The organism is Bdellovibrio bacteriovorus (assembly GCF_001592755.1).
Lineage (GTDB): Bacteria > Bdellovibrionota > Bdellovibrionia > Bdellovibrionales > Bdellovibrionaceae > Bdellovibrio > Bdellovibrio bacteriovorus_E.
Genome location: NZ_LUKF01000014.1, coordinates 148806 through 169643, shown reverse-complemented (window position 1 = coordinate 169643; position 20838 = coordinate 148806). Strand labels below are relative to the sequence as shown.

General features: G+C 46.7%; 14 protein-coding genes and 1 tRNA gene. 11 read left to right on the top strand and 4 right to left on the bottom strand.

Annotated features, from left to right (window positions below; translation table 11 throughout):
- The first annotated feature begins 31 nt into the window (after positions 1-31).
- The 7 genes from AZI85_RS08880 to AZI85_RS08850 all read left to right on the top strand — a co-directional run bounded on the left by AZI85_RS08880 (position 32) and on the right by AZI85_RS08850 (position 10584).
- Positions 32-778, top strand: a complete 747-nt coding sequence (locus tag AZI85_RS08880) for a hypothetical protein (RefSeq protein WP_063243743.1) — start codon at positions 32-34, stop codon at positions 776-778.
- A gap of 72 nt (positions 779-850) precedes the next feature.
- A complete protein-coding gene (locus AZI85_RS08875; protein WP_253720918.1) occupies positions 851-1999 on the top strand; it encodes an MFS transporter in 1149 nt (382 codons plus the stop codon).
- 101 nt (positions 2000-2100) lie between these two features.
- Positions 2101-4974 (top strand): aminomethyl-transferring glycine dehydrogenase, encoded by a 2874-nt coding sequence (gene gcvP / locus AZI85_RS08870; protein ID WP_063243741.1) that lies wholly within the window; start codon positions 2101-2103, stop codon positions 4972-4974.
- 3 nt (positions 4975-4977) lie between these two features.
- Positions 4978-5964, top strand: a complete 987-nt coding sequence (locus tag AZI85_RS08865; protein WP_063243740.1) for a glycosyltransferase family 9 protein — start codon at positions 4978-4980, stop codon at positions 5962-5964.
- Between the two features lie 9 nt (positions 5965-5973).
- A complete protein-coding gene (locus AZI85_RS08860; protein WP_063243739.1) occupies positions 5974-6993 on the top strand; it encodes a small ribosomal subunit Rsm22 family protein in 1020 nt (339 codons plus the stop codon).
- 134 nt (positions 6994-7127) lie between these two features.
- Complete coding sequence (locus AZI85_RS08855; protein ID WP_063243738.1) at positions 7128-10313, top strand: hemagglutinin; 3186 nt, start codon at positions 7128-7130, stop codon at positions 10311-10313.
- Between the two features lie 7 nt (positions 10314-10320).
- Entirely contained in the window at positions 10321-10584 is a 264-nt protein-coding gene (locus AZI85_RS08850) for a YheU family protein (protein WP_063243737.1), read from the top strand.
- Here the strand turns inward: AZI85_RS08850 and AZI85_RS08845 are convergent.
- From AZI85_RS08845 to AZI85_RS08835, 3 genes are all read right to left on the bottom strand, one after another.
- Complete coding sequence (locus tag AZI85_RS08845) at positions 10581-11522, bottom strand: M12 family metallopeptidase (protein WP_063243736.1); 942 nt, start codon at positions 11520-11522, stop codon at positions 10581-10583. The genes AZI85_RS08850 and AZI85_RS08845 overlap by 4 nt on opposite strands.
- Positions 11523-11656: 134 nt before the next feature.
- Positions 11657-12133: a DUF4423 domain-containing protein gene (locus AZI85_RS08840; RefSeq protein WP_063206396.1), complete on the bottom strand. Its 477-nt coding sequence runs from the start codon at positions 12131-12133 to the stop codon at positions 11657-11659.
- A gap of 89 nt (positions 12134-12222) precedes the next feature.
- Positions 12223-12744, bottom strand: a complete 522-nt coding sequence (locus tag AZI85_RS08835) for a tRNA (adenine(22)-N(1))-methyltransferase TrmK (RefSeq protein WP_253720917.1) — start codon at positions 12742-12744, stop codon at positions 12223-12225.
- A 54-nt stretch (positions 12745-12798) separates the two neighbouring features.
- Between AZI85_RS08835 and gcvT the strand changes: the two genes are divergently transcribed.
- The 4 genes from gcvT (at position 12799) to AZI85_RS08815 (ending at position 15068) form a co-directional block, all read left to right on the top strand.
- Positions 12799-13881, top strand: a complete 1083-nt coding sequence (gene gcvT, locus AZI85_RS08830; protein ID WP_063243735.1) for a glycine cleavage system aminomethyltransferase GcvT — start codon at positions 12799-12801, stop codon at positions 13879-13881.
- Positions 13882-13891: 10 nt separating this feature from the next.
- Complete coding sequence (gcvH, locus tag AZI85_RS08825) at positions 13892-14281, top strand: glycine cleavage system protein GcvH (protein WP_063206394.1); 390 nt, start codon at positions 13892-13894, stop codon at positions 14279-14281.
- 54 nt (positions 14282-14335) lie between these two features.
- Positions 14336-14418 (top strand) — tRNA-Leu (locus AZI85_RS08820).
- A 314-nt stretch (positions 14419-14732) separates the two neighbouring features.
- The gene (locus tag AZI85_RS08815) at positions 14733-15068 is read left to right on the top strand and encodes a hypothetical protein (protein WP_063243734.1); all 336 of its coding nucleotides are present in this window, start codon (positions 14733-14735) and stop codon (positions 15066-15068) included.
- Between the two features lie 40 nt (positions 15069-15108).
- On the opposite strand, the gene AZI85_RS08810 is transcribed toward AZI85_RS08815, so the two are convergent.
- Positions 15109-20664 carry a hypothetical protein gene (locus tag AZI85_RS08810; protein WP_063243733.1) on the bottom strand — a complete coding sequence of 1852 codons (5556 nt, stop codon included), beginning with the start codon at positions 20662-20664 and terminating at the stop codon, positions 15109-15111.
- Between the last annotated feature and the right edge of the window lie 174 nt (positions 20665-20838).

Sequence of the window (20838 nt, the reverse complement as noted above, 5' to 3'; positions counted from 1 at the left end):
CCCTGTCCCCTTCTGTTAGTTTCAAGATGCCATGCGCTTTGTAAAACGGCTTTTAAAATATGTTTTGTTCTTTGTATTGGGTGCGATCACCTGCGCCCTTCTTAGCGTCACGGCTTTGTCTTACTTAGCCATCGATCAACTGAGTAAAGCCACCCGTCCCGAGCCGTTGAAGTCTTCTAAAAAAATGCCTGTCGCCAAAGCGACCATGATGCCGACATTGCCTTTAGATGGCGAAGGCAAAAATACCGATGTGAATCCCAATCTTCGAGAACTCACTCACATTGGTCATAACTATGTGACAGAGTTAAATCTTTTTGACGAACTAGCTTCTTCCATTGCACAAAAAAACATGCCTGAGATCTGCTCGGTGCTTTGCAATCCTTCTTACATGGATCGAGAGCGTTTAACGAATGAGCGCACACAGTACTTAGTACATTACTATAAAAACGAAGGCGCCCGCGCCTTTACCGATCCTATTTTCCGAGTGAAGCTAGAAGAAGTCGGCTTGCTTTCGGCTCTTTTTCCCGTTTCTTTCCGTAATGTTCTTTCGCAAATTGAAGCGGCCAATGCAGAGACAACCACACAAAAACTCGCGTTGGCAGTGCAACTTCAAACTGCCGTCCTTAAAGAGGCGACTTCGTTTTCAGATCGCATTGAAACAGCGAAACAAGATAACGAGAAACTGAAAATCCTGCGTGAACTTACTCGCTCCTGCGAGCGAGGTTTAAAATCTCGTAAGCAAGTCATTTCCGAATGTCATTCTGAATTGGGAATCTAGCTTGTTCTTCTTCTGAATATGGATTAACACCAAGAGATGGGCCAAGGTCTTTCTCGATTTCAAGTATCCTTCATGTTCGTTGCTTGCGCTCTTGTCGTCAGCAACCTCTACTACAATCAACCTTTACTAGGAATGTTAGCGCGTGAATTCGCGGTGAGTGAGAAGTCTGTCTCAATGGTGCCGGCTTTCACCCTGATCGGGTACGCTTTGGGAATTTTGTTTCTTGTACCGCTTGGTGACATGGTCGAACGACGTCGTCTGATGCAAGCAAGTATGATGGTCGCGGGACTTTTTGCGATCTCTTTAGCCGTCAGTCCCAACATTTTAACTTTGGGTATTCTTAGCTTCATCATGGGATTCTTCAATGTCTCAGCGACAGTGTTGATTTCGTTTTCAGCAAATTTAGCAAAGCCTGAAGAGCGAGGACGTATCGTCGGTATTGTGCTGTCAGGAATTCTGATTGGCTCCTTAATGGCGCGAACTTTAGCGGGATTTGTGGCAGAAAATTTTGGCTGGAAGATGGTTTTCATTTTCGCAGGTTCGGTGAATCTGATCTTAGCCATCATCACTCAATGGGCTTTACCTGCAGCAGAGTCTCACTTCCACGGCACTTACAAAGCACTGCTTTCTTCCACTTGGGATTTAGTAAAAACGCATGCGACAGTTCGCGAAGCGGCCTTGATGGGCGCGATTCTTTTTGGATCGTTTTCAGCTTTTTGGACCACTTTGACATTCTTGCTTGAAGGCGAGCCTTTCAGATACACGCCGCAAACCATCGGTCTTTTTGGTGCTTTGGGAATGATTGGTGCCTTTGCTGCGCCTTTAGCAGGACGCTATGCCGATAAAAAAGGACCCGCAGCGACCATCCGCTTAGGTCTTTACTGCGCAATGGCGGCATTTGCGATTTTAGCGGTTTCATCTACGGCCGTCGTCGGCGTAATCCTAGGAGTTCTTATTCTGGATTTGGGCATTCAGGTAGCCCATATTTCAAACCAAACTCGCATGTTCGAAGTCTCCGCTGAAGCTCGCTCACGTTTAAGCTCGATTTACATCTTCAGCTATTTCGTCGGTGGCGCTCTAGGCTCATATATTGGTTCTCTGCTATGGAGCTTAGGCCGATGGCCTGCCGTTTCCTTGGGCGGTCTGGGTTTTTGCTTAGGTGCGACCCTGCTTTTTCAGAGAGGTCAGAAAAGACGAGCGGCTTCGACAAAACTAGCGTAAAATACACCCATTTCGCCTTGCATTAGCCCCAGTGCTCCCCTTACAAATCGTTCATTCCTAAGGGGGCCTGTGCTAGTCTCGACGGCGTTATAGAGGTGCACATGAAAATTGCCGATCTTTCTTCTAAGAACGAATTTATCCCCCGTCACATTGGTCCCACTGATTCAGACATCCACGAGATGCTTAAAACTTTAGGTTTTAATTCTTTGGATCAAATGGCTGACAAAGTTATTCCTCAACAGATTCGCACTCAGCACAATTACGCCGATGTGGGTCCGGGAATTTCTGAATACGGTCTTTTGAATCATTTGAAACAAATGGTTTCAAAAAACAAAGTTTTCAAAAATTACATCGGCATGGGCTATCACGACACAATCACACCGACAGTGATTCAAAGAAACATCTTTGAAAACCCTGTTTGGTATACGGCGTACACTCCTTATCAACCAGAAATCTCGCAAGGTCGCTTGGAAGCTCTTTTGAATTTCCAAACTATGATCAGCGATCTTTCCGGTATGGAAATTTCAAATGCCTCTTTGCTTGATGAAGGAACAGCCGCCGCCGAAGCGATGTTCATGGCGCACTCTCTTTGCAAAAACAAAGCAAATGCTTTCATCGTATCACCTGAGATGCACCCTCATGTGATCGAAGTTATGGGCACGCGCGCAGAGCCTCTGGGCTTTGAGATGATCGTGATGGATCCAGCGAAATATGATTTTGCAAAACCTGTTTTCGGCGTGTTCTTCCAGTATCCAAATACAAGCGGTGTGGTTGAAGACTACGCAGATCTTACTAAAAAGTACAAAGACCATGGCGCTCTCGTCACAGCATCGGTTGATTTATTGGCGATGACTTTGTTAACTCCTCCGGGTGAGTGGGGCGCTGACATGGTTGTGGGTAACTCACAACGCTTTGGTGTACCACTTGGATTCGGTGGCCCTCACGCAGGGTTCTTGGCAACAAAAGATGCTTACAAACGTTTGATGCCAGGTCGTCTTGTGGGTGTCAGTGTAGACTCTCAAGGTAAAATGGCTTTGCGTTTGGCTTTGCAAACTCGTGAACAGCACATCCGCCGTGAAAAAGCGACTTCGAATATTTGTACAGCGCAAGTGTTGCTAGCGAATATGGCTTCGATGTATGCGGTTTACCACGGACCAGAAGGTCTTAAAAAGATCGCTCTTCGTGTTCAGCGCTTGACTGGCATCTTGGCTGAAGGTTTGAACAAATTGGGTTTGAATGTTTCTAAGAATGCGTTCTTCGACACTGTGACGGTGACGACAGACAAAGCAGCCGCGATCATTGCTCAAGCTGAAAAAATGCAGATGAACTTCCGTAACTTCGGTAACGGCAAGCTGGGTATTTCTTTGAACGAAACAACTTCTTTAGAAGATGTTGAGATGATCTGGGCCGCTTTCAATGGTGGCAATGCCGCTCCTTTCTCGGCTCTATCTATCGATGAAGCGATGAAAGATGTAGAAGTGCCTGCGAAACTGACACGCACTTCAACTTACATGACTCATCCAGTGTTCCACTCTCATCACAGTGAAACAGAGATGCTTCGTTACATCCATCACTTGCAAAACAAAGACATCACATTGACTCACTCGATGATTCCATTGGGATCTTGCACGATGAAGTTGAATGCGACGACAGAGCTTGTACCAGTTTCATGGCCTGAAATCAGCAAGCTTCACCCGTTTGCGCCCACAGCGCAAGCAGCGGGCTTAATCGAGATGATTCATGACCTCGAGAAAAAACTTTGCGACATCACCGGCTTTGCCGCTGTGAGCTTGCAACCGAATGCGGGTTCTCAAGGTGAATACGCGGGTCTTTTGGTGATTCGTAAGTACCACCAATCTCGTGGTCAAGGTCACCGTAACATCTGCTTGATTCCATCTTCTGCACACGGAACAAATCCAGCGTCCGCGGCTCTTGTGAATATGCAAGTCGTGGTGGTGGCGTGTGACGATCAAGGGAACGTTGATGTCAGCGATCTTAAAGCGAAAGCCGAACAACATCGCGACAACTTGGCAGCACTTATGATCACATACCCTTCGACTCACGGTGTGTTTGAAGAAGGTATCGTTGAGATTTGTAAAATCGTTCACGACAACGGCGGACAAGTTTACATGGATGGCGCTAACATGAATGCTCTTGTGGGCATGTGCCGTCCCGGTGTGTTTGGACCTGACGTTTCTCACATGAACTTGCATAAAACATTCTCAATCCCTCACGGTGGTGGCGGTCCGGGTGTAGGTCCTATCGGTGTTGCGGCTCACTTGAAAGATTTCTTGCCGACACACTCTTTGGTTCCTGAAGCGGGTCCTAAAACTGGCATCAGTGCAACGACGTCCGCTCCTTGGGGCAGCGCCAGCATTCTTCCGATTTCTTGGGCTTACATCACAATGATGGGAGCCGAAGGTCTTCGCAAAGCCACTTTAGTAAGTATCTTGAGTGCAAACTACATCGCGAAGAAATTGGAAGCTCACTTCCCTGTTCTTTACAAAGGTAAAAACGGTCTTGTGGCTCACGAATGTATCGTGGACGTGCGCGAGATTAAGAAAACTTCGGGCGTTGACGTGACAGACGTTGCAAAACGTTTGATGGACTTTGGTTTCCATGCTCCGACAATGAGCTTCCCGGTTGCGGGAACTTTGATGATCGAGCCGACAGAGTCTGAGTCTAAAAAAGAACTCGATCGTTTCATTGAATCCATGGTGACTATCCGTAAGGAGATCACGGCGATTGAAACGGGCAAGATCGATAAAGAAAACAATGCTCTTAAAAATGCTCCGCACACGGCGCAGATGTTGATGAAACCTGAATGGAATCATCCGTACTCTCGCGAAGAAGCGGTTTACCCTGTTGAGTGGTTGCGCACGAACAAGTTCTGGCCTGTTGTTGGACGCGTGGATAATGCGTACGGTGACAGAAACTTAATTTGCTCTTGCCCTTCTGTGGAAGAATACACTTAAGAAGTGAAAAAGGTTCTTCTTATCCGACTTGATAAAATTGGCGACCTGATCTGCACCATGTGTGTTGATCAGGTTTCTTTTTTAAAAGACCGCGATGTTCATTGGGTGATCTCTAAAGGTTTGGGATTTGTTCCCGACAATGCAGACCCCAAAAGAAAGTACCTTGAGCTTTCCAAAGAAGATTGGAAGACGTCCCTCCAGTCTTTACGTTCATTTTTAAAAGACTTTAAACCCGATGTGGCCGTGAGTTTTCAAGCCCCCTGGTGGGTCAGCTATGCGCTTTGGGCGGAAAATGTTCCGGTGCGTGCGGGTGTTAAATCTCAATGGCATAGTTTCTTATTTTTAAATCGTGGTCTGCGCCAACGCCGCAGCCAAGCTGTACAACACGAATCCGATTACAACTTGGACCTGCTTCTGCACGCCTTTCGTGTGAATGAAGAAATCACGCAAGAAAAAACTCCCGAATTAAAGCTTGTTGCACCCATGAATCCAGAGCTGTTAGCCAAACATGGATTGATCTCTGGGAAATACGTTGTAGTTCATCCGGGCATGGCCGGTTCGGCTTTAAATTGGCCGATTGCGAAGTACATCGAGTTCATTGTCGAAGCAAAGAAGAACTATCAAATCGTTCTGACGGGCACCGCAGCCGATGAACCTTGGTTGAAAGAAATCAAAGAACGCTTCGCTGGCGACTCGCAAGTTTTATCCTTACAGAATCAATTGAAAGCAACAGAGCTTTTTACGGTTTTAAAAAATTCAAAGGCCGTCGTGGTTCCTAGTACGGGTGTAGCGCACATGGCAGCCTCTTTAGGCGCTAACGTTTTAGGTATTTACAGTCCAGTTCGCGTTCAACATCCTCGCCGTTGGGCTGCTAGAGGCCCTCACGTTCGCATCTTTATGCCTCACAGTCAGGATCAGGATAACGTCGATCCTCGCTGCATGGACGAGATTTCTGTCGAAGATTTGCTAAAAGCTTTGTCTTCGCTTTAAAATATCAGCATGCAAAGACAGTTTACTTTTCCAGCTTCATTTCAAGAATCTATTACCAAAGCTTTAGCGAGCTATAAATTGTCTTTGCAGGACTCTAAAGCCCTCGCAAAATGTGTTCTGGCTTTATCTGACTATTTCATTCATAAACCTGAGGACGTAACCCCTTGGCATGAATCCTGGGCACAAGTGGCCTATCTTTGTTATTACTTGCCGCTAAACTCCACTCGTCTTGCAGGCATTATCGAAGAAGCCGACAAAAGAAATTTCTTCGCCGGTCTTGAGCGTGTTGTTGATTTCGGCGCGGGCCTAGCGACAGCTTCTTTAAGCATTTCACAAAAGCATGCTCTGCAATTTCACCTTGTTGAGCGAGCGAGTGAACCTCAAAAAATTATCGAAACTTACTTTCCTCAATTCAAAGCCGAAGAATGGCAGCGCACCTTCAGTGCTCCCCGCTTAAAAGATCCTAAAAAAACTTTGGCGGTCTTTTCTTATTCTTTGACCGAGCTTTCAGATATTCCGGATTGGGCTTATCAGTGCGAAGCCTTGATGTTGGTAGAACCTTCAACGCAACAAGATGGTCGAAAGCTTTTACAACTCCGTCAGAAGCTTTTAGAAAACGGCTATCATGTCTGGGCGCCTTGCACGCATGAGGGACCTTGTCCGCTCTTGACTCAATCAAAGCATGACTGGTGTCATGACCGCGTTCACTTTCAAGCACCGGAATGGTTTTTAAAAATGGAAGAGCAGCTTCCGATGAAAAACCGCACCCTGACAATGAGCTATTTGTTGATGAGAAAAACGCGTCCTGAAGTCATAACCGCGGCCCGCGTAGTGGGTGATCGTTTAGAGGAAAAAGGCAAAGATCGTCAGATGATTTGCCGAGGTCCTGAGCGTGAATTCTTAGCTTGGATGCATAAGCTTAAAATTCAGCAAGAGATCCCTCGCGGCGTTCTTATCAAAAATCCAACCGAGGTTCAGAAAGTCTCAAATGAGCTTCGCGTTTCAAAGGAAGTGGAAGTTCTCGACTGAAAATCGAGTCTCTTCATTCTGAAGTAAGCTTTCACAGAAAATGTCTCAAAGTGATACGCTAGCCCTTTCTTCACCGGAATTTAATTAAGACCTCCCTCTGAAAACGCCGATAAGTATTCATATTCGGAAAATTTATGAATACATGGAACGTAACGGTAACATTCATAATACTCGGGCTTAGTGCGACCCTTTCAGGTTGTATCAAGGCGGACATCAATCATCCCGATTTAGTTCCGACTTTGAAGTCGACGACTCCCTCTTATTACACAAACAACGCATCGATAAAAGTGAAAGTGCAGTTCAATCGTCCGCCGACAAAAATCGTGGATACGGAATTTAAAACTGAAAACGCCACTATCGTCAGCATCACTCAGCTAGATAATTTTTCATACCTTGTCGAGATGACCCCGATTGCGGAAGGACGTGTGATTTTAAATCTTCCCGAAGGCGCAGCCTTAGATGAAAGAGGTAAGAAGTCTTTCGAATCAGAAAACTTCGAAGTCTATTATGACAACTCGATTCCCGTAACGGGAACGGCAACAATTCTTCCTGCGGCCGTCAGTCCCAATCCTCGTCCTATTATTGATGGCCAAACCGAACCTAAAGCCATTGTGACTCTTTATAATTCTATTACATGTTCGGGTGATAAGCTTGCAGATACCCAAGCCGACAGTGTGACCGGGGCTTTTCACTTTCCTCTTGGAAACGCGCTGACCGTTGAAGGTGCTTACGCTTGGAGCGTTCTTAGCGAAGACGCTGCGGGAAACACCTATTGCTATCCGTATCCTTTGCCTTATGTCTTTGATGAAACCGAGCCGTCGACTCCATCAATCAGTTTACCTTACGCGATTCAAGACAGTCCGGTGATCGTGGACGTAGCCTCTTGCGATGACACAAACCAGGTGCCCGACAGTTATTTTCAAGTGGCCTTCACTCAAGATGGTGCGGATGTTCCTGATTTTTCGGATGCACTTTGGATTAACTGCGCCGCCGGGAATAATTATGTTCCAGTCACGGGCGCTGAAGGCACGCACACTTTGACGATGTGGGTTCGCGATGAAGCCGGAAATATCAATCAAAGTAATACTGTGAGTTTCACACTCGATACGATCACTCCAAGTTTGACCGTTCCCGCGACGGCCTCTTTAGATAGAAATAGCTCAGCTACTGTTCTCTTCGACGATTCGGCTGTGAGTTCAGATGAAGAAGGTGCGGGTGTTTATTCTTTGGGAACAGCTTCTGCGCCCCGTTGTTCTGACTATGGCAGCGTTTCTATTGATTCTTCAACCGGGGCTTTGACTTATACTCCGACGGCTTATTACTACAATAAAGATGGAGCCACCGACTACAACGGCGGCCCTTGCAATATCAAAGTGCAATTCACGGATCAGGTTCTGCCAACAGGACATCTCGTTGAGGCCGACGTCGCGGTCACCGTGAACTTTATCGACGAACTTCCGCAAATCACAGCATGGCCGGGTACAAATGGCACGGCCGCTGAAAAGTGCGGGAACAAATGTTTTGCAAACGCGATATTTGATTTAAATTTTACAGCCAATCCAGGTGGCGCAGGATTTCCAGATCCTCAAACTCTGACTTGTTCAGCGACGACGGCAGATGGTTACTATGTATCGGTGGCCAGCTGTTCTGTGAGTGGGACTACGGGAACACTTTCTCTGCAGATGGGATCGGCTCATGCTTCCTCGACAGATACGACGTTGATCACCTTAACCGTCGGTGACGGAGTAACAACAGTTTCAAAATCTTTTGGAGTGCATGTCGATAACTATGTGATGAGCATGTATCCGGCGCTCGCAGTCTCAAGACCACTTTCTTGTATTTTGTGTCACGCGAATATTCAGGCGGATATTGTGATGGACTTCGGTATCTCGCAAGCCAACTACACTAACGCCAATAACATCTTGGGATTTGCACGGATTAATTCGTCGCACATGTATCATGCCGACAACAATGTCATTGGCTTCACGGTGACAGGCTCTTTGTACATGCCTGACATTACGGTCACTGATAAAAATTTTATCAAACAAGTGAGCGGAACGCCCAACGGACCTGCCGTCAATCTTCGCAGTTTTCTTTTGAACCCTTGGAACTATTATGAACCTGAAGCCGATGCACAAGGAACTTTATTAACGGATACCGATGGCTTTGTGAAAGTCGCCGCAGCTCCGACGACGATGGCGGCGATGCCTCCTATAAATGGTGGAATTACTCTAAAGAACTCCGTAAAAATTCGTGCTCCTTCTGATGCAGAAATATTGGCGTTGGATTCATCGCTTTCTGCAAGTGACACTGAATTTGTCTATAAAGGTCCGAATTCAAAACCTGGCTTGAGCGGTTTAGAAATTCATGACTATGGATACGGAGACTTCGTCCGAAACAACGGAACTATTGTTTGTTACGGCAGTATTATCATCAGCGGAACTTTGTACCTAAAGAACCCTGATATTCAAACCGACGACGTCGGCTGTTCTATTTATGTCGCAGGGAACGTCTTTATCGAAACAAATCGTGGCACGGCGATCAATTACATTGGCGGAGCGGCATCTCCCACGTTGCAAATCACGTCCTCACGCAACTTGCATATGGGAATAGGACTTTACGATCTTGCGCACATTCGAAATTCCAACAACGCCGCTAATGATGCTCGAAAAATTGTGAATGACGCCAACCCGTCGGGTCTACGTGACGCCGGCGGCACCGTGGCTTCAGTAAAGAGCAATGAGGATGCGGGAGCATGGGAATATATGACCTGCCCTCTTCGTCCCGAGCACGCTATTTACCTCGACACGCATTATGTATCTAACGGGAATTACACGGCCTGCGACGCTTCTGTCGATCCTTGGAAGTGCGCTATGGCGAAAGAAATTTTCAATAATTGGACAGGTGTGGTTACGAACTATAACTACGTTCCCAATGTTCGCAACGTCTATCGTCCCGCAACGAACACGTTAATAGATATTGTACGCGCCTATGAGAGCATGTGCCGCGTGAATGGCGCCTATCAAATGACGAACTTCGCAAACTACAGTTGGACATGGGCCGGCTATTGGGGCGAACAACCTTCCAAAATTGGTGCACCTACCATTAATTCATTCCGCGTCTCGACGGTTTTTGACCATCTTCGTGTGAACGCGCACAACGTCCACAGTCGTTACTATGGAGAGTTCCGTGGCTCTGTCATATCCCCTTACGCCCTATTTGCGGTGGGAAATCTAGTTTTCAGATACGACACTCGCCTTAACAGTGTCGTCCCTTATCCCAAATTAATGGTTCCAAATCCAATCTTTGATGTGCAATAGTGTTTGCATGTCTTATGAAGAAAACGAATCACGCCCGCCTTTAGAAATTCCCAAAGAAGCCTTAAGTGAAGAGGCTTTACGTGGAATCATTGAAAACTTCATTCAACGTGAAGGCACTGATTATGGTCGCGAAGAAGTCGCACTTGAAACTAAGTTCAATCAGATCAAAAAACAGATCGACAAAGGTGATGTGAAGATCGTTTTTGATCCCAACACCGAAACAGTGGGACTGATGAACACACGCGACTGGCAAAAGCTGCAAAAATCCTAACGGTTTCCGTACGCCTGATAAAGTCTTTGAATATCTGACTGAGAAAGATTTCTTAAAGGTGCAATCTGACGTCCCGGATCTTTCGATACTAGCGTCTGCGATGTGCCTGGCTTTGCAAAAGTGTCGCTCGGATAAAGCATCAACGAGTTATAATCAAATGCCGCTAGGCCTGACACCTTCATAAGGCTGGACGGAAAAATTTCAAAATTTATTAGATACCCGTCCTCGACATTTTCTTTAAGCACTTGCACAAAGGACTCGCGGTCCGTGCGGTTCTGCTCGTGAATGAATCCCAAGGCATGCATGATCTCGTGAGCAATTTCTGCTGGCGCGCAATTCGGAGCCAGCCACACCGGTTGTTTTCCACCGATTTTTCCCAAATAGCTTTTGCAGTCTTTAGAGCCCGTTTGGAAAACCAAAACATCTTCTTGATCTGTGTAGTCCACAAAACGAATCGGTGTGTTTGCAAAAAATAGCAAAGCTTCGCGCACACGCTGCGGATTTTCTAAGTCAGGCTGAATGTAAATAGGAATTTCCGCCGAATCCCAAAGTTGCAACTCGAGCGGCTTCGTCAATCCCGTCGTTGGGGCGCCCGCCTCCACCTGACCTAAAATGATGTCACCGTCAGCGACAGCCATACCCTCTTCAAGACGATAGCGAACTGCACCCAGTTCCGCCGGAGTTTTTTGCGACGGAGTTACGGGCAAAGCTTCGACTTGTCTTTCACTTCCTGGAATATTTTCATTCGGATTCTGCGCCGAAACTGCAGGGCCTGACGGGTCATTCACTAAAGACTGAAGATTTTCTTCTTTGTTCAAAACTTGCTGTTCCGAAGGCGGTGCATTTTGTTCGCGAATGGCATCGTCGCGCTTTGAAAATAAATAGGCGCCTAGAACAATAAGAAAAATTAGAAGAGAGATTAAGAAGCGATTGCTCAATGCCGACCACCTTAAAGTATATCTAAGCGTTGAGAATTTTTAGACAGAGGTCAAAATAAAAAAACACCGGTGTCGTGAGCCGGTGTTTTTTTAAAGTCGTGTTTTAAATTGTTAAGGGTTGAAGATGAAAGCAATTAGTCGTTGCTGAATCCTGAAACAGGAAATAGCGATACGGAAATTTGATATGTCTTTCCTTGCGCTACGCCGGCATCAAGAAACTGAGCAAGTTCTTTGCGGAAGTTTTTGATTTTCTCTTTTGCTTCTGGCAAGCGGTTTTCATCAACAGTGATAGAGATTGTTGATTGCTCACGCTCTTCAGTGGGCATTTTCTCCAGAAGACGCTCAAGCTTGCGCTTCATCTTCTTTTCACGAGAAACTTCACCAAAACGTTGAAGTTCGTCTGGAGTGAGGTTCAAACGCTCCCCGAACATACGAATTGTTCTGATAGTTACTGTTCTTTTTCCATTTAGAATTTTGGACAAGAATGACGAGTCCACTTCCAAATGGCGCGCGAACGCGCGTAGAGAGTAACGAGGATAGTTTTGGCTACGGCGAGCCAGTTCATCTTCTAGGAATTGTCGGAAATCCGAGTTTTTATTTACGTCCTGCATGAGGACACAATTATGTGCAGGACTCCTAATAATCAATAAGTTGTTCACAGCCTTACAGACATTTAATAAAGCCATTCCGGCTGCGTCAATTACACGGACTCCATTACTGGTTTTTTATGTAAAATCAACAGTTTACGGGCGCGTCCGCGTTCGACAAATTCGTAATGTTCATTACAGAATTCGTACTGAAAATGAGGGATTTCGGAGAGAAAACCCACTAATTTATCCTCGTAATTTTGCGGACACAGAATCACTCGCTGCGCTTGTAAAAGCTCTTTTTGATGAAGTGAGTTCAAGATTTTAAAAATAGTGTGCGTGCCCACTCCCGCAATGACCACAGTCCCCTTGAGCACCGTGTCTAAATCCTCACCTGCGGAAGTAAAGAACTCCGCCCGGCTCGTAGACAGCTCGTCAAAATGCTTTTCACTAAAACGCGCGCGCAATCGATCCATGATATGTGCGACTTGATCGACAAAGTAGACCTCAGGAAACAATCCGCTGCGATACGCGCTGATTCCCAAAATGCCATGGTCGCAGCAAAAGTCCCAGACAGGCTGTCCGGGAAGAAGTTGATCAAAAATAAGCTGCATGCGGAGAGGCAATTTGTACATCGACGCTCTAGATATCATTGACTGTCTGCCAAGGGAAAAGGAAACTCCCGGGCTATGAAAAAGACTCCATTAGCAGATATCCACGTAAATTCGGGCGGCCGTATGGTCGACTTCGCAGGCTGGTACATGCCTGTTCAATATTCTGGCCTTCGTGAAGAGCACGACAATGTTCGCAAGAACGTCGGTCTTTTCGATGTGTCTCACATGGGTGAAGTTCGTGTGAAGGGACCCAAAGCTCTAGAAACTTTAGAGTGGCTGACAACGAATGATGTTGCGAAATTGAATGACGGAGAAGCGCAATACTCGCTTCTTCCGAATGACCAAGGCGGCTTGGTTGACGACATCATCGTTTATTGCTTGAAGAAAAATGAAGACTACTTGGTCTGCGTAAACGCTTCGAATAAAGACAAAGACTTCGCTTGGATGACGAAGAATAATAAAGGCGCTGATATCACTGATGAAAGTGATATGTGGGGTCAGATCGCGATTCAAGGCCCGAAAGCTTTGGAACTTTGCGATCGCGTTTTCGGATTCAAAGTCAGCGAAATGAAACCTTTCACTTTGAAATCCGGCCAATTCCAAAATTTCAAAATCATGGTCGCAACAACGGGCTACACAGGCGAAAAAGGCTGTGAGGTTTTCGTTGAAGCGGCGGGCACTGGTGCTCTTTGGAATCATCTTTTAAACGAAGGTAAGGACTTGGGAACTCAGCCTATCGGTTTGGGCGCTCGTGACACTCTTCGTACAGAAATGAAGTATTCATTATACGGTCACGAAATTGATGACACGACGAATCCATACGAAGCGGGCTTGGGCTGGGTTATTAAGCCAGCTAAAAAAGACTTTATCGGTAAAGCGATTATCGTAGGTAAAAAAGAGGCCGGCCTTCAAAGAAATCTTGTGGGATTTAAGATGCTTGAGAAGGGTATTCCTCGCCAAGGCTACAGCCTGTTTTCTTTTGACAACAAAGAAATCGGCAAGGTAACTAGTGGTACACATTCTCCGACTTTGGATGAACCTATCGGTATTGCCTACATCGACGTAGCTTTTGCGAAAGAAGGAACTGAGTTTCTTCTAGATATTCGCGGCCGTAAAACTAAAGCGGTGGTTTGTAAGACACCTTTTGTTCAGAAATAAGGAGCCGAAAATGGCATTTCACATCCCTGAAGACTACTATTACACAAAAGAACACGAATGGGCTCAAGTTGACGAGAACATCGTAACTGTCGGTATCACTGAGTTCGCTCAAGACCAATTGGGTGAAGTGGTTTACGTTGAACTTCCAGAAGAAGGTCAAAAAATCACTCAAGGTCAAACTTTCGGCGTTATCGAATCAGTTAAAGCGGTCAGCGACCTTTATGCCCCTGTTTCAGGCACTGTAATCGAAGTTAACACGGCTTTATCTGATGATCCGTCAGTTTTGAACGACGATCCAGTAAATGAAGGCTGGTTGGTTCGCATCGAAATGGATACTGAAAAAGAACTAGCAAACCTTATGAGAGCTCCTGACTACAAAAAATTGATCAGCGAGAAATAGTTCTTGCAAGATAGCGCGGAAATGCGCTATCTCTTTGTTTCAAATTACGGTGTTGCCCCGCTGGTGAAATTGGCAGACACGCTAGACTTAGGATCTAGTGCGCAAGCGTGGGGGTTCAAGTCCCTCGCGGGGCACCAAAAATAAGAAAACCAACCCAGAGGGTTGGTTTTTTTATTTTTGGGGCCGCCGCTTCGGGCCTCTCGGTCGGCGAACCGCCTTCGCGGTTCACCTTCCTCCATGCTCCGCAATAAAACGATCCACGGGATCGTTTTACCGCGGGCACAACCTCGCGGGGCCATCCTCCGATCGACTTTGATTTTTAGACGCTCCCCTTCGGGGTCGCTTGTGGATGGTGGTGTAACGGGTTTTATGTCCTTAACGGAACCCAAACACATCTTCTAATTCTTTTGCGATACAAGGCTTCATCCGAACTTCTTTCAAAGGAATCACAATGAAAAGTCTTGTTATCTTCGCGGCTCTTTTTTCTTCAACTTCGGCATTTGCTTCTGAAGCAGTTATTTGTGCTGGTACTTTAAATTCTGGAACTTACGTTGAATTCGAAATGCCTGTGACAGGCCCGGCAACTTTGGCTTTTGATTCTCGTGAGTTTGTTATCGACATGGATTGCATGACTTATGCGGCGGACATTCCGGTGACAGAGTGCTTGGAAAGAATTCCTGGTGACAGCAAGTACATCGTGACTTTGGCTATGGGTAAAGCCCATGTATCTCAAACTGTGGGTGCAGCTAAACCTGAAATTTACAAAGGTGCGATCGACTGCAAGTAGTCATTGAAATAAGAGCGACTGAGAGGTCGCTCTTATTATTTTAGTAGAACATTTTGTGTAAATAAATCGGTTGATAAACGAAGTTTGAATTTACGTTAGAGACTGAAACAGCTGTATCAACTTCACCGCCTACGGCTCCTTCGACGAATCCGTGACAGCGGTATTGTTTTCCAAGGGTCAATCCGCAGAACATATCCCCGGCACTCAGAATTTTTGAATATCCCAATCCAGAATCAATAATCGTAGCATTAAATTGATTAAGCACGGCATTCCCAAAAGGAGGCTGCGCTAAACCGACGGTGGGCATATGCACAGACCAGCATTTTACTACGTTGCTAGTTAAGATTCCGCACGCGAAATCCGCGCCTGAATAAACTGATAAATAGTCATTGGTTCCATCAATCAGATAAGGATTCACTACGTTTCCAGAACTTCCATTCCCGACATCTCCACTACCGCCCCAACACTTCAGCTTGCCAGCCGTCGTTACACCGCAAGTGTAGGTAGAACCCAATGAAATTGATTTATAAGTGACTCCCGGATCTACTTCCGTCGGATTAGGATTGTTTGTTGTATTGCCAATTCCTAAGTGTCCGTTGGTGTTAGTACCCCAGCATTTCAACATGCCCGTTGTGGTGATGCCGCAAGTATGATTAAAGCCGCGTTCCACTGTTTTATATTTCGTAGGCGCATCGATCGTTTTGAATGCCGCTACTGGTGTAGTCGTTCCATCACCTAGCTGGCCCGAGCCGTTGAAACCAGCGCAACGTAAATCTCCGGTTGTCGTAACTCCGCAAGTTCCATGGTTTTCCATACTGACATGAACATATTTGTAGCCAGGATCTACCAGTGTTGGGACGTTCACTCGCGGAGCGGAACCAGTAGATGGCACCGAAGACGAGCCAAGTTCACCATAATGATTTCGGCCCCAACATTTCAAATCGCCACTTTCCGTAATGGCACAATGGTCAGAGCTATGACGAGAAGCCACCTGAACGTAATTTGTATCTGCATCAATTAAAACTGGCGCCGGTCGACGTACCGTGGCCGTTGTTCCATCACCCATCACCTCGGTAGTGCCCCAACAATAAAGTTTTTTATTGTTGATACCGCAGGCAACCGTATCATGATGCCCGCCTCCTCCGAAGGAGACGGTATCAAAGCTAAAATCTTTGAAAAACTCTCCCCAGCGAGAGAAGAAGCTGATGTTATGACCCGCACCGAAGGAGTTGTATTGCGGATTGGCACCGCCATCGAAACCAAAATTTCCCCAGCAGCGTAAATAGCCTGACGTTGGAATTCCGCAGACACGCCCCGCGCCCAAAGCAATTTTATCATACAACATTCCGCCGTCACTAAGAGTCGGTGACCTCCGAGAATTCCCTGAAGTTCCATCAGCGACCTGACCAGCATCATTAAATCCGAAGCAATATAGGACTTTTCCTGTGGTGAGCGCACACGTTGTCCCCCGAGGCACGCCCGCATTTGTATCCGTATTCACCGCGACGGAGACGAAAGTTTCAGAAGAATCCACGTTGGTAGGACTAGATTTTGCTATATTTGTACCGTCGCCAATCTGACCCCATGAATTAGCGCCACCCCAACATTTCAATTGGCCCGTCATAGTCACTGCACACGAGTGTGACGATCCGACAGCCACCATGGAATAATCCGTGGTGGAGTCGACATCTTGCGGGGTATTGTAGCTGCCACCGGTTGGTAATGCGCCATTTCCGTTATTTCCCCAGCAACGCAACTTATGAGTGGAAGTCACTGCGCAGGAACCATCTGCACCCGCGGATACATATTTATAGTCTGTAGCTCCGTCAACTTCGACAGGGTCTGAAGGGGTAGGGCTCGTCGTGCCTTTTCCGATTTCGCCGAAGCTATTCGAGCCCCAGCAACGAAGTTTGTTGTTGGTAGTAATACCACACGTATGTCGATTGCCGGTGCTTATCATCAAATACAGATTGGGAGAGTCTGCTATGACGGGACTTGAACGATTCGTATTAGTGCCGTCGCCAAGCTGTTTGATCGAGTTAGTACCCCAGCAATACAGCACACCCGCAGTAGTAATAGCACAAGTGTGGTCGAGTCCTGCAGATACACTGGCGAATGTAGGATTCCCAGCAACAGTGACAAGAGTGGCTCTGTCTCGGAAATTGTTATCACCCGTCCCTAGGGCTTGAGAGGAGTTGTGTCCCCAGCAACGAATAAATCCATCCGATAAAATCGCGCAAGAGTGTTTTTGGTTGAGCGCAACCGCCGTCACTTTCAAATTCTTTTCATCATCAGCAATGAAGTACTGCGACTGATAGTTAATTCCAAGAATCGCCGCAATTGTCGACGTATGAGTGATGTGCACATTCAGTACTTTTTCACCTTCCGTGAGCGCATTATCAGGGAAGTTCGCCGTGATCGAAGCCGAAGCCGTATTAGCAGGAATCGTCACAGAACCAGAACTTAAATTATGATGAGTTGGATTCAACGCATCTCCAGTCACCTTGTAATAGACGATCACGTCGTAGTTTTTAACTGGATTGATGGTGAACGTGATATTTTGGCCGCTATCCCCTTCGTTCACTCTATTTTGCGAGGCCGAAGTAATCTGCACTGTTGAAATGGCATCTTTAATCCAAGTAACTTCTGTCGCCGCTGTTTCTGACTGCCAAGTGCCAAAAGTATCTGAACCGATCACACATAAAGTGACCGGACCATTCGGAATGGCGCTTATATTGTCAGTGATCGCAGACCCCACGGGAATTTGCCCACTGTAAGTCGCTGTCGCACAAGTGCCTGAGGTGATAAATGCTTTTTTATATTGTGTAACGCTTGTTCCAGAAACCGTGATGTTGACAGAAGTCGCTGATGATACGCCTGTTGGCGCTCCCGTGATGACTGCCGTCAAAGCATCACGAGTCCATGAGGTCTCGGTGTGCGCCGGCGACCAGTTACCTGCACTATCTTTACCCCAAACACAAAGTTTGTAGTTTCCGTTCACAAGAATTCTGTCTGAGATCTGTGAAACGATGGGATTTTCGCTTCCCATGTAGTTCGTAGTCGCATCACATGAGTTCACTTCTCCGGGACGGATCACAAAGTATTTAAATCTAGTGACACCCGTTCCACCCACCGTCACGTTCAGAACACTGTTGTTGTTCGCACCTGAAGGAGCATTGGTCAAAACAGCATTACCCGGAGGAACTGTGTCCTTATAGAAGTGACCAAACGCCGTTATGGTATTACCGCTCGGACGAGTGTGAACAAAACTGAACGCATATGTCGAGCTACTATTATCAGCAATGCCACTAGCGTTGACCGTCATCGACCAAAAGCCACCTGCACAAGTCGTTGTGCCAGTAATGCTTGGTTCCCCAGCTAAAGAAAGAGTGATAGGTCGACCATACTCGGAACAGGTTCCGGTGATTTCAAACGCATTCTGATTCACACCGTTGATGTACGTACCTACTGCCATAGTCACTTCGAGTGAAGGAATGACAGTGTCGTGAATAATCGTGTCCGACAAACAATTCGTCTCGTTGCCGGCCGCATCGCGAGCTTTATAGTAAATCCAGTTGTTATCGTTTGCCGTAGGAAGTGTCCAAGATTTCGTAACAGCAAACGGCTCCCAAGTGCCTCCAGTGAGGCAAAGCGCGTTGTTGGTGATGTACATTTCTGTCGCGCCGCCCGCCATTGAAAGGTTCAGTGTCGCAGCTAAGTTATTTGTGTAGGCATCACCGTTATTGATGGCCATCGTTGCTGTCGGCGCTACCGTGTCTTTAACAAAAACAACCGTCACCGAGGGAGCCGCGACCCCCGTCATGCGAGAGTGGTTAGCAACGATAGTCACGTTACCTTGTCCATAGGTGGCATTTGAAGCAAGGTTCAAAGTTTTTGTCCAAGTTCCACCCGAACAAGTCGGCGGCGAAGTTTGCGTAATTCCATTGGCGGTTAACGTAACCTGCATCCCTTCTTCAGAACACGCGCCCGAAACAGTGAATGCCGCTGCATTCATCAAACCGATATAGGAACCCGCCGCCGGTGAAGCCAGTGATAGACTAGGAACGGAGCTCGTATGAACAATCGAATCCGAAACACAGCTCGATTCATTTCCAGCAGCATCACGGCGTTTCATGCGAACAGTATTCGTCGCATTTGCAGTTGGCAAAACCCAGGCCTTAGAAGCAGCGTAGTTTTCCCACACACCACCAGAACTACAGTCGACATCGTTGGTGAGATAGTACTGAGCGGTCCCAGCTACGCCAGAGATTGTTAAAGTCACATTTAAGCTGGTTGTACCCGCTTGACCGCTGTTGATTGAGATAGTTCCTGCGGCAGGCGCGACCGTGTCTTTAATGTAGTTGGCAGAATTCGCGGAACCCGAATTTCCAGCTTCATCTGACAAGGAAGCCGAAAGAATGAAATTCCCCTGAGGAAGAGCCGTTAAATCTAAAATCGCAGAATACGAAGTTCCCAAACACGTCGTGGTCGCCGTGTATCCACTTGGACCCGCAATTGTGATCGAACGATTTAATTCAGAACAGCTTCCGCTTATAGTGAAGGCCGAAACATTGGCCATATTCACATAACTATTTGCTGCCGGAGAATCAATCGTGATCGTCGGAGATGTCGAGTCATGGATGATGCTATCTGAAACGCAAAGAGTCTCTCCGCCCGCATTTCTAAATTTCGCATACAACGTATTCGTCGCATTCAGAGCTGGCAAAGTCCAGGATGCCGTCGCAGAATACGAAACCCAACTTCCACCTGAAGCACAACCAGCTACTTCGGTCAGATACATCTCAGTAACGTCAGTGATGGACATATCAACGGTCACGACGTTATTTGTCGTAACAGAGTTTCCGTTATTAAGTGCAAAAGAACTAATCACAGGAGGTGCACCACCGCGAGTTGCTGAAACAGAGTCACTACCCGTGTTACCCGCAGTATCCGCTAGCGATGCAGAAATAGAAATCGGCGAACTTGTCACAGAAGAAAGATCTACGTTTGCAGTGAAGGCTCCCGCCGTACATAGGGCCGTCGTAGAAACTGTTTCCGCAATCAGGGTCACGGTCTTGCCATCTTCAGAACAACTGCCCGAGATCGGATAAGCGGCTTCATTCAAAGGAGTGACAGCAACAGGAGCATTAATCACTACCGTCGGAGGCACTACGTCTTTTTCAACAGGATATTTCTGCTCAAAAGTTTGACCCGTTGGTACCGTCATCGTGAAAACCAACTCGCCAATATAGTTTGCTGGCAACACGGAAAGATCCAAAGCTCGTGACCAGGAACCTGAGTTGTCGCACGTGAACTCTTGATTCAGCGTTGCTGTCGCCTCTGTGATTTTAACTTTTGAACCAGGAACACAACTTCCTTTGAAGGGTGCAGCCGTCATATTGCTGCCATTGATACGGCCTTCGCTGTCACTCGTTACCGAGAAAAATTCGAGAGATTTACCGTTTATCAATTGAGTATCAAGTGTACAAGACGCGAGGCTTGTCGCAGCGATGACTGCAACAAGAAAGTTTCCGACCGAGCGGCAACGTACCAGAAATGATGGAAGCAGGACTTCCTGCAAGTAAACCCAGAACATGACTCTATATTTATCGGGAAATCCTCGCGAAGTGTTTAAGTCCTGTTAGGGGTATTATGTTCTGCGAATATCGCTCAGTTCCTATTCTGAGACGGCGACAATATGAGAAATTGCTCTCACGCACTTCTGTTTGATTTCGCCAGGTCCGTAAACAAACGCTCGTGTAAGATTATT

Bases quoted from the DNA above. Each gene is read 5' to 3' on its own strand.
- AZI85_RS08840 (WP_063206396.1), bottom strand. From the start codon at position 12,133: ATGCAGGACGTAAATAAAAACTCGGATTTCCGACAATTCCTAGAAGAT.
- gcvT (WP_063243735.1), top strand. From the start codon at position 12,799: ATGAAAAAGACTCCATTAGCAGATATCCACGTAAATTCGGGCGGCCGT.
- AZI85_RS08835 (WP_253720917.1), bottom strand. From the start codon at position 12,744: ATGTACAAATTGCCTCTCCGCATGCAGCTTATTTTTGATCAACTTCTT.
- AZI85_RS08815 (WP_063243734.1), top strand. From the start codon at position 14,733: ATGAAAAGTCTTGTTATCTTCGCGGCTCTTTTTTCTTCAACTTCGGCA.
- AZI85_RS08850 (WP_063243737.1), top strand. From the start codon at position 10,321: ATGTCTTATGAAGAAAACGAATCACGCCCGCCTTTAGAAATTCCCAAA.
- AZI85_RS08875 (WP_253720918.1), top strand. From the start codon at position 851: ATGTTCGTTGCTTGCGCTCTTGTCGTCAGCAACCTCTACTACAATCAA.
- gcvP (WP_063243741.1), top strand. From the start codon at position 2,101: ATGAAAATTGCCGATCTTTCTTCTAAGAACGAATTTATCCCCCGTCAC.
- AZI85_RS08810 (WP_063243733.1), bottom strand. From the start codon at position 20,664: ATGTTCTGGGTTTACTTGCAGGAAGTCCTGCTTCCATCATTTCTGGTA.
- gcvH (WP_063206394.1), top strand. From the start codon at position 13,892: ATGGCATTTCACATCCCTGAAGACTACTATTACACAAAAGAACACGAA.
- AZI85_RS08855 (WP_063243738.1), top strand. From the start codon at position 7,128: ATGAATACATGGAACGTAACGGTAACATTCATAATACTCGGGCTTAGT.
- AZI85_RS08880 (WP_063243743.1), top strand. From the start codon at position 32: ATGCGCTTTGTAAAACGGCTTTTAAAATATGTTTTGTTCTTTGTATTG.
- AZI85_RS08860 (WP_063243739.1), top strand. From the start codon at position 5,974: ATGCAAAGACAGTTTACTTTTCCAGCTTCATTTCAAGAATCTATTACC.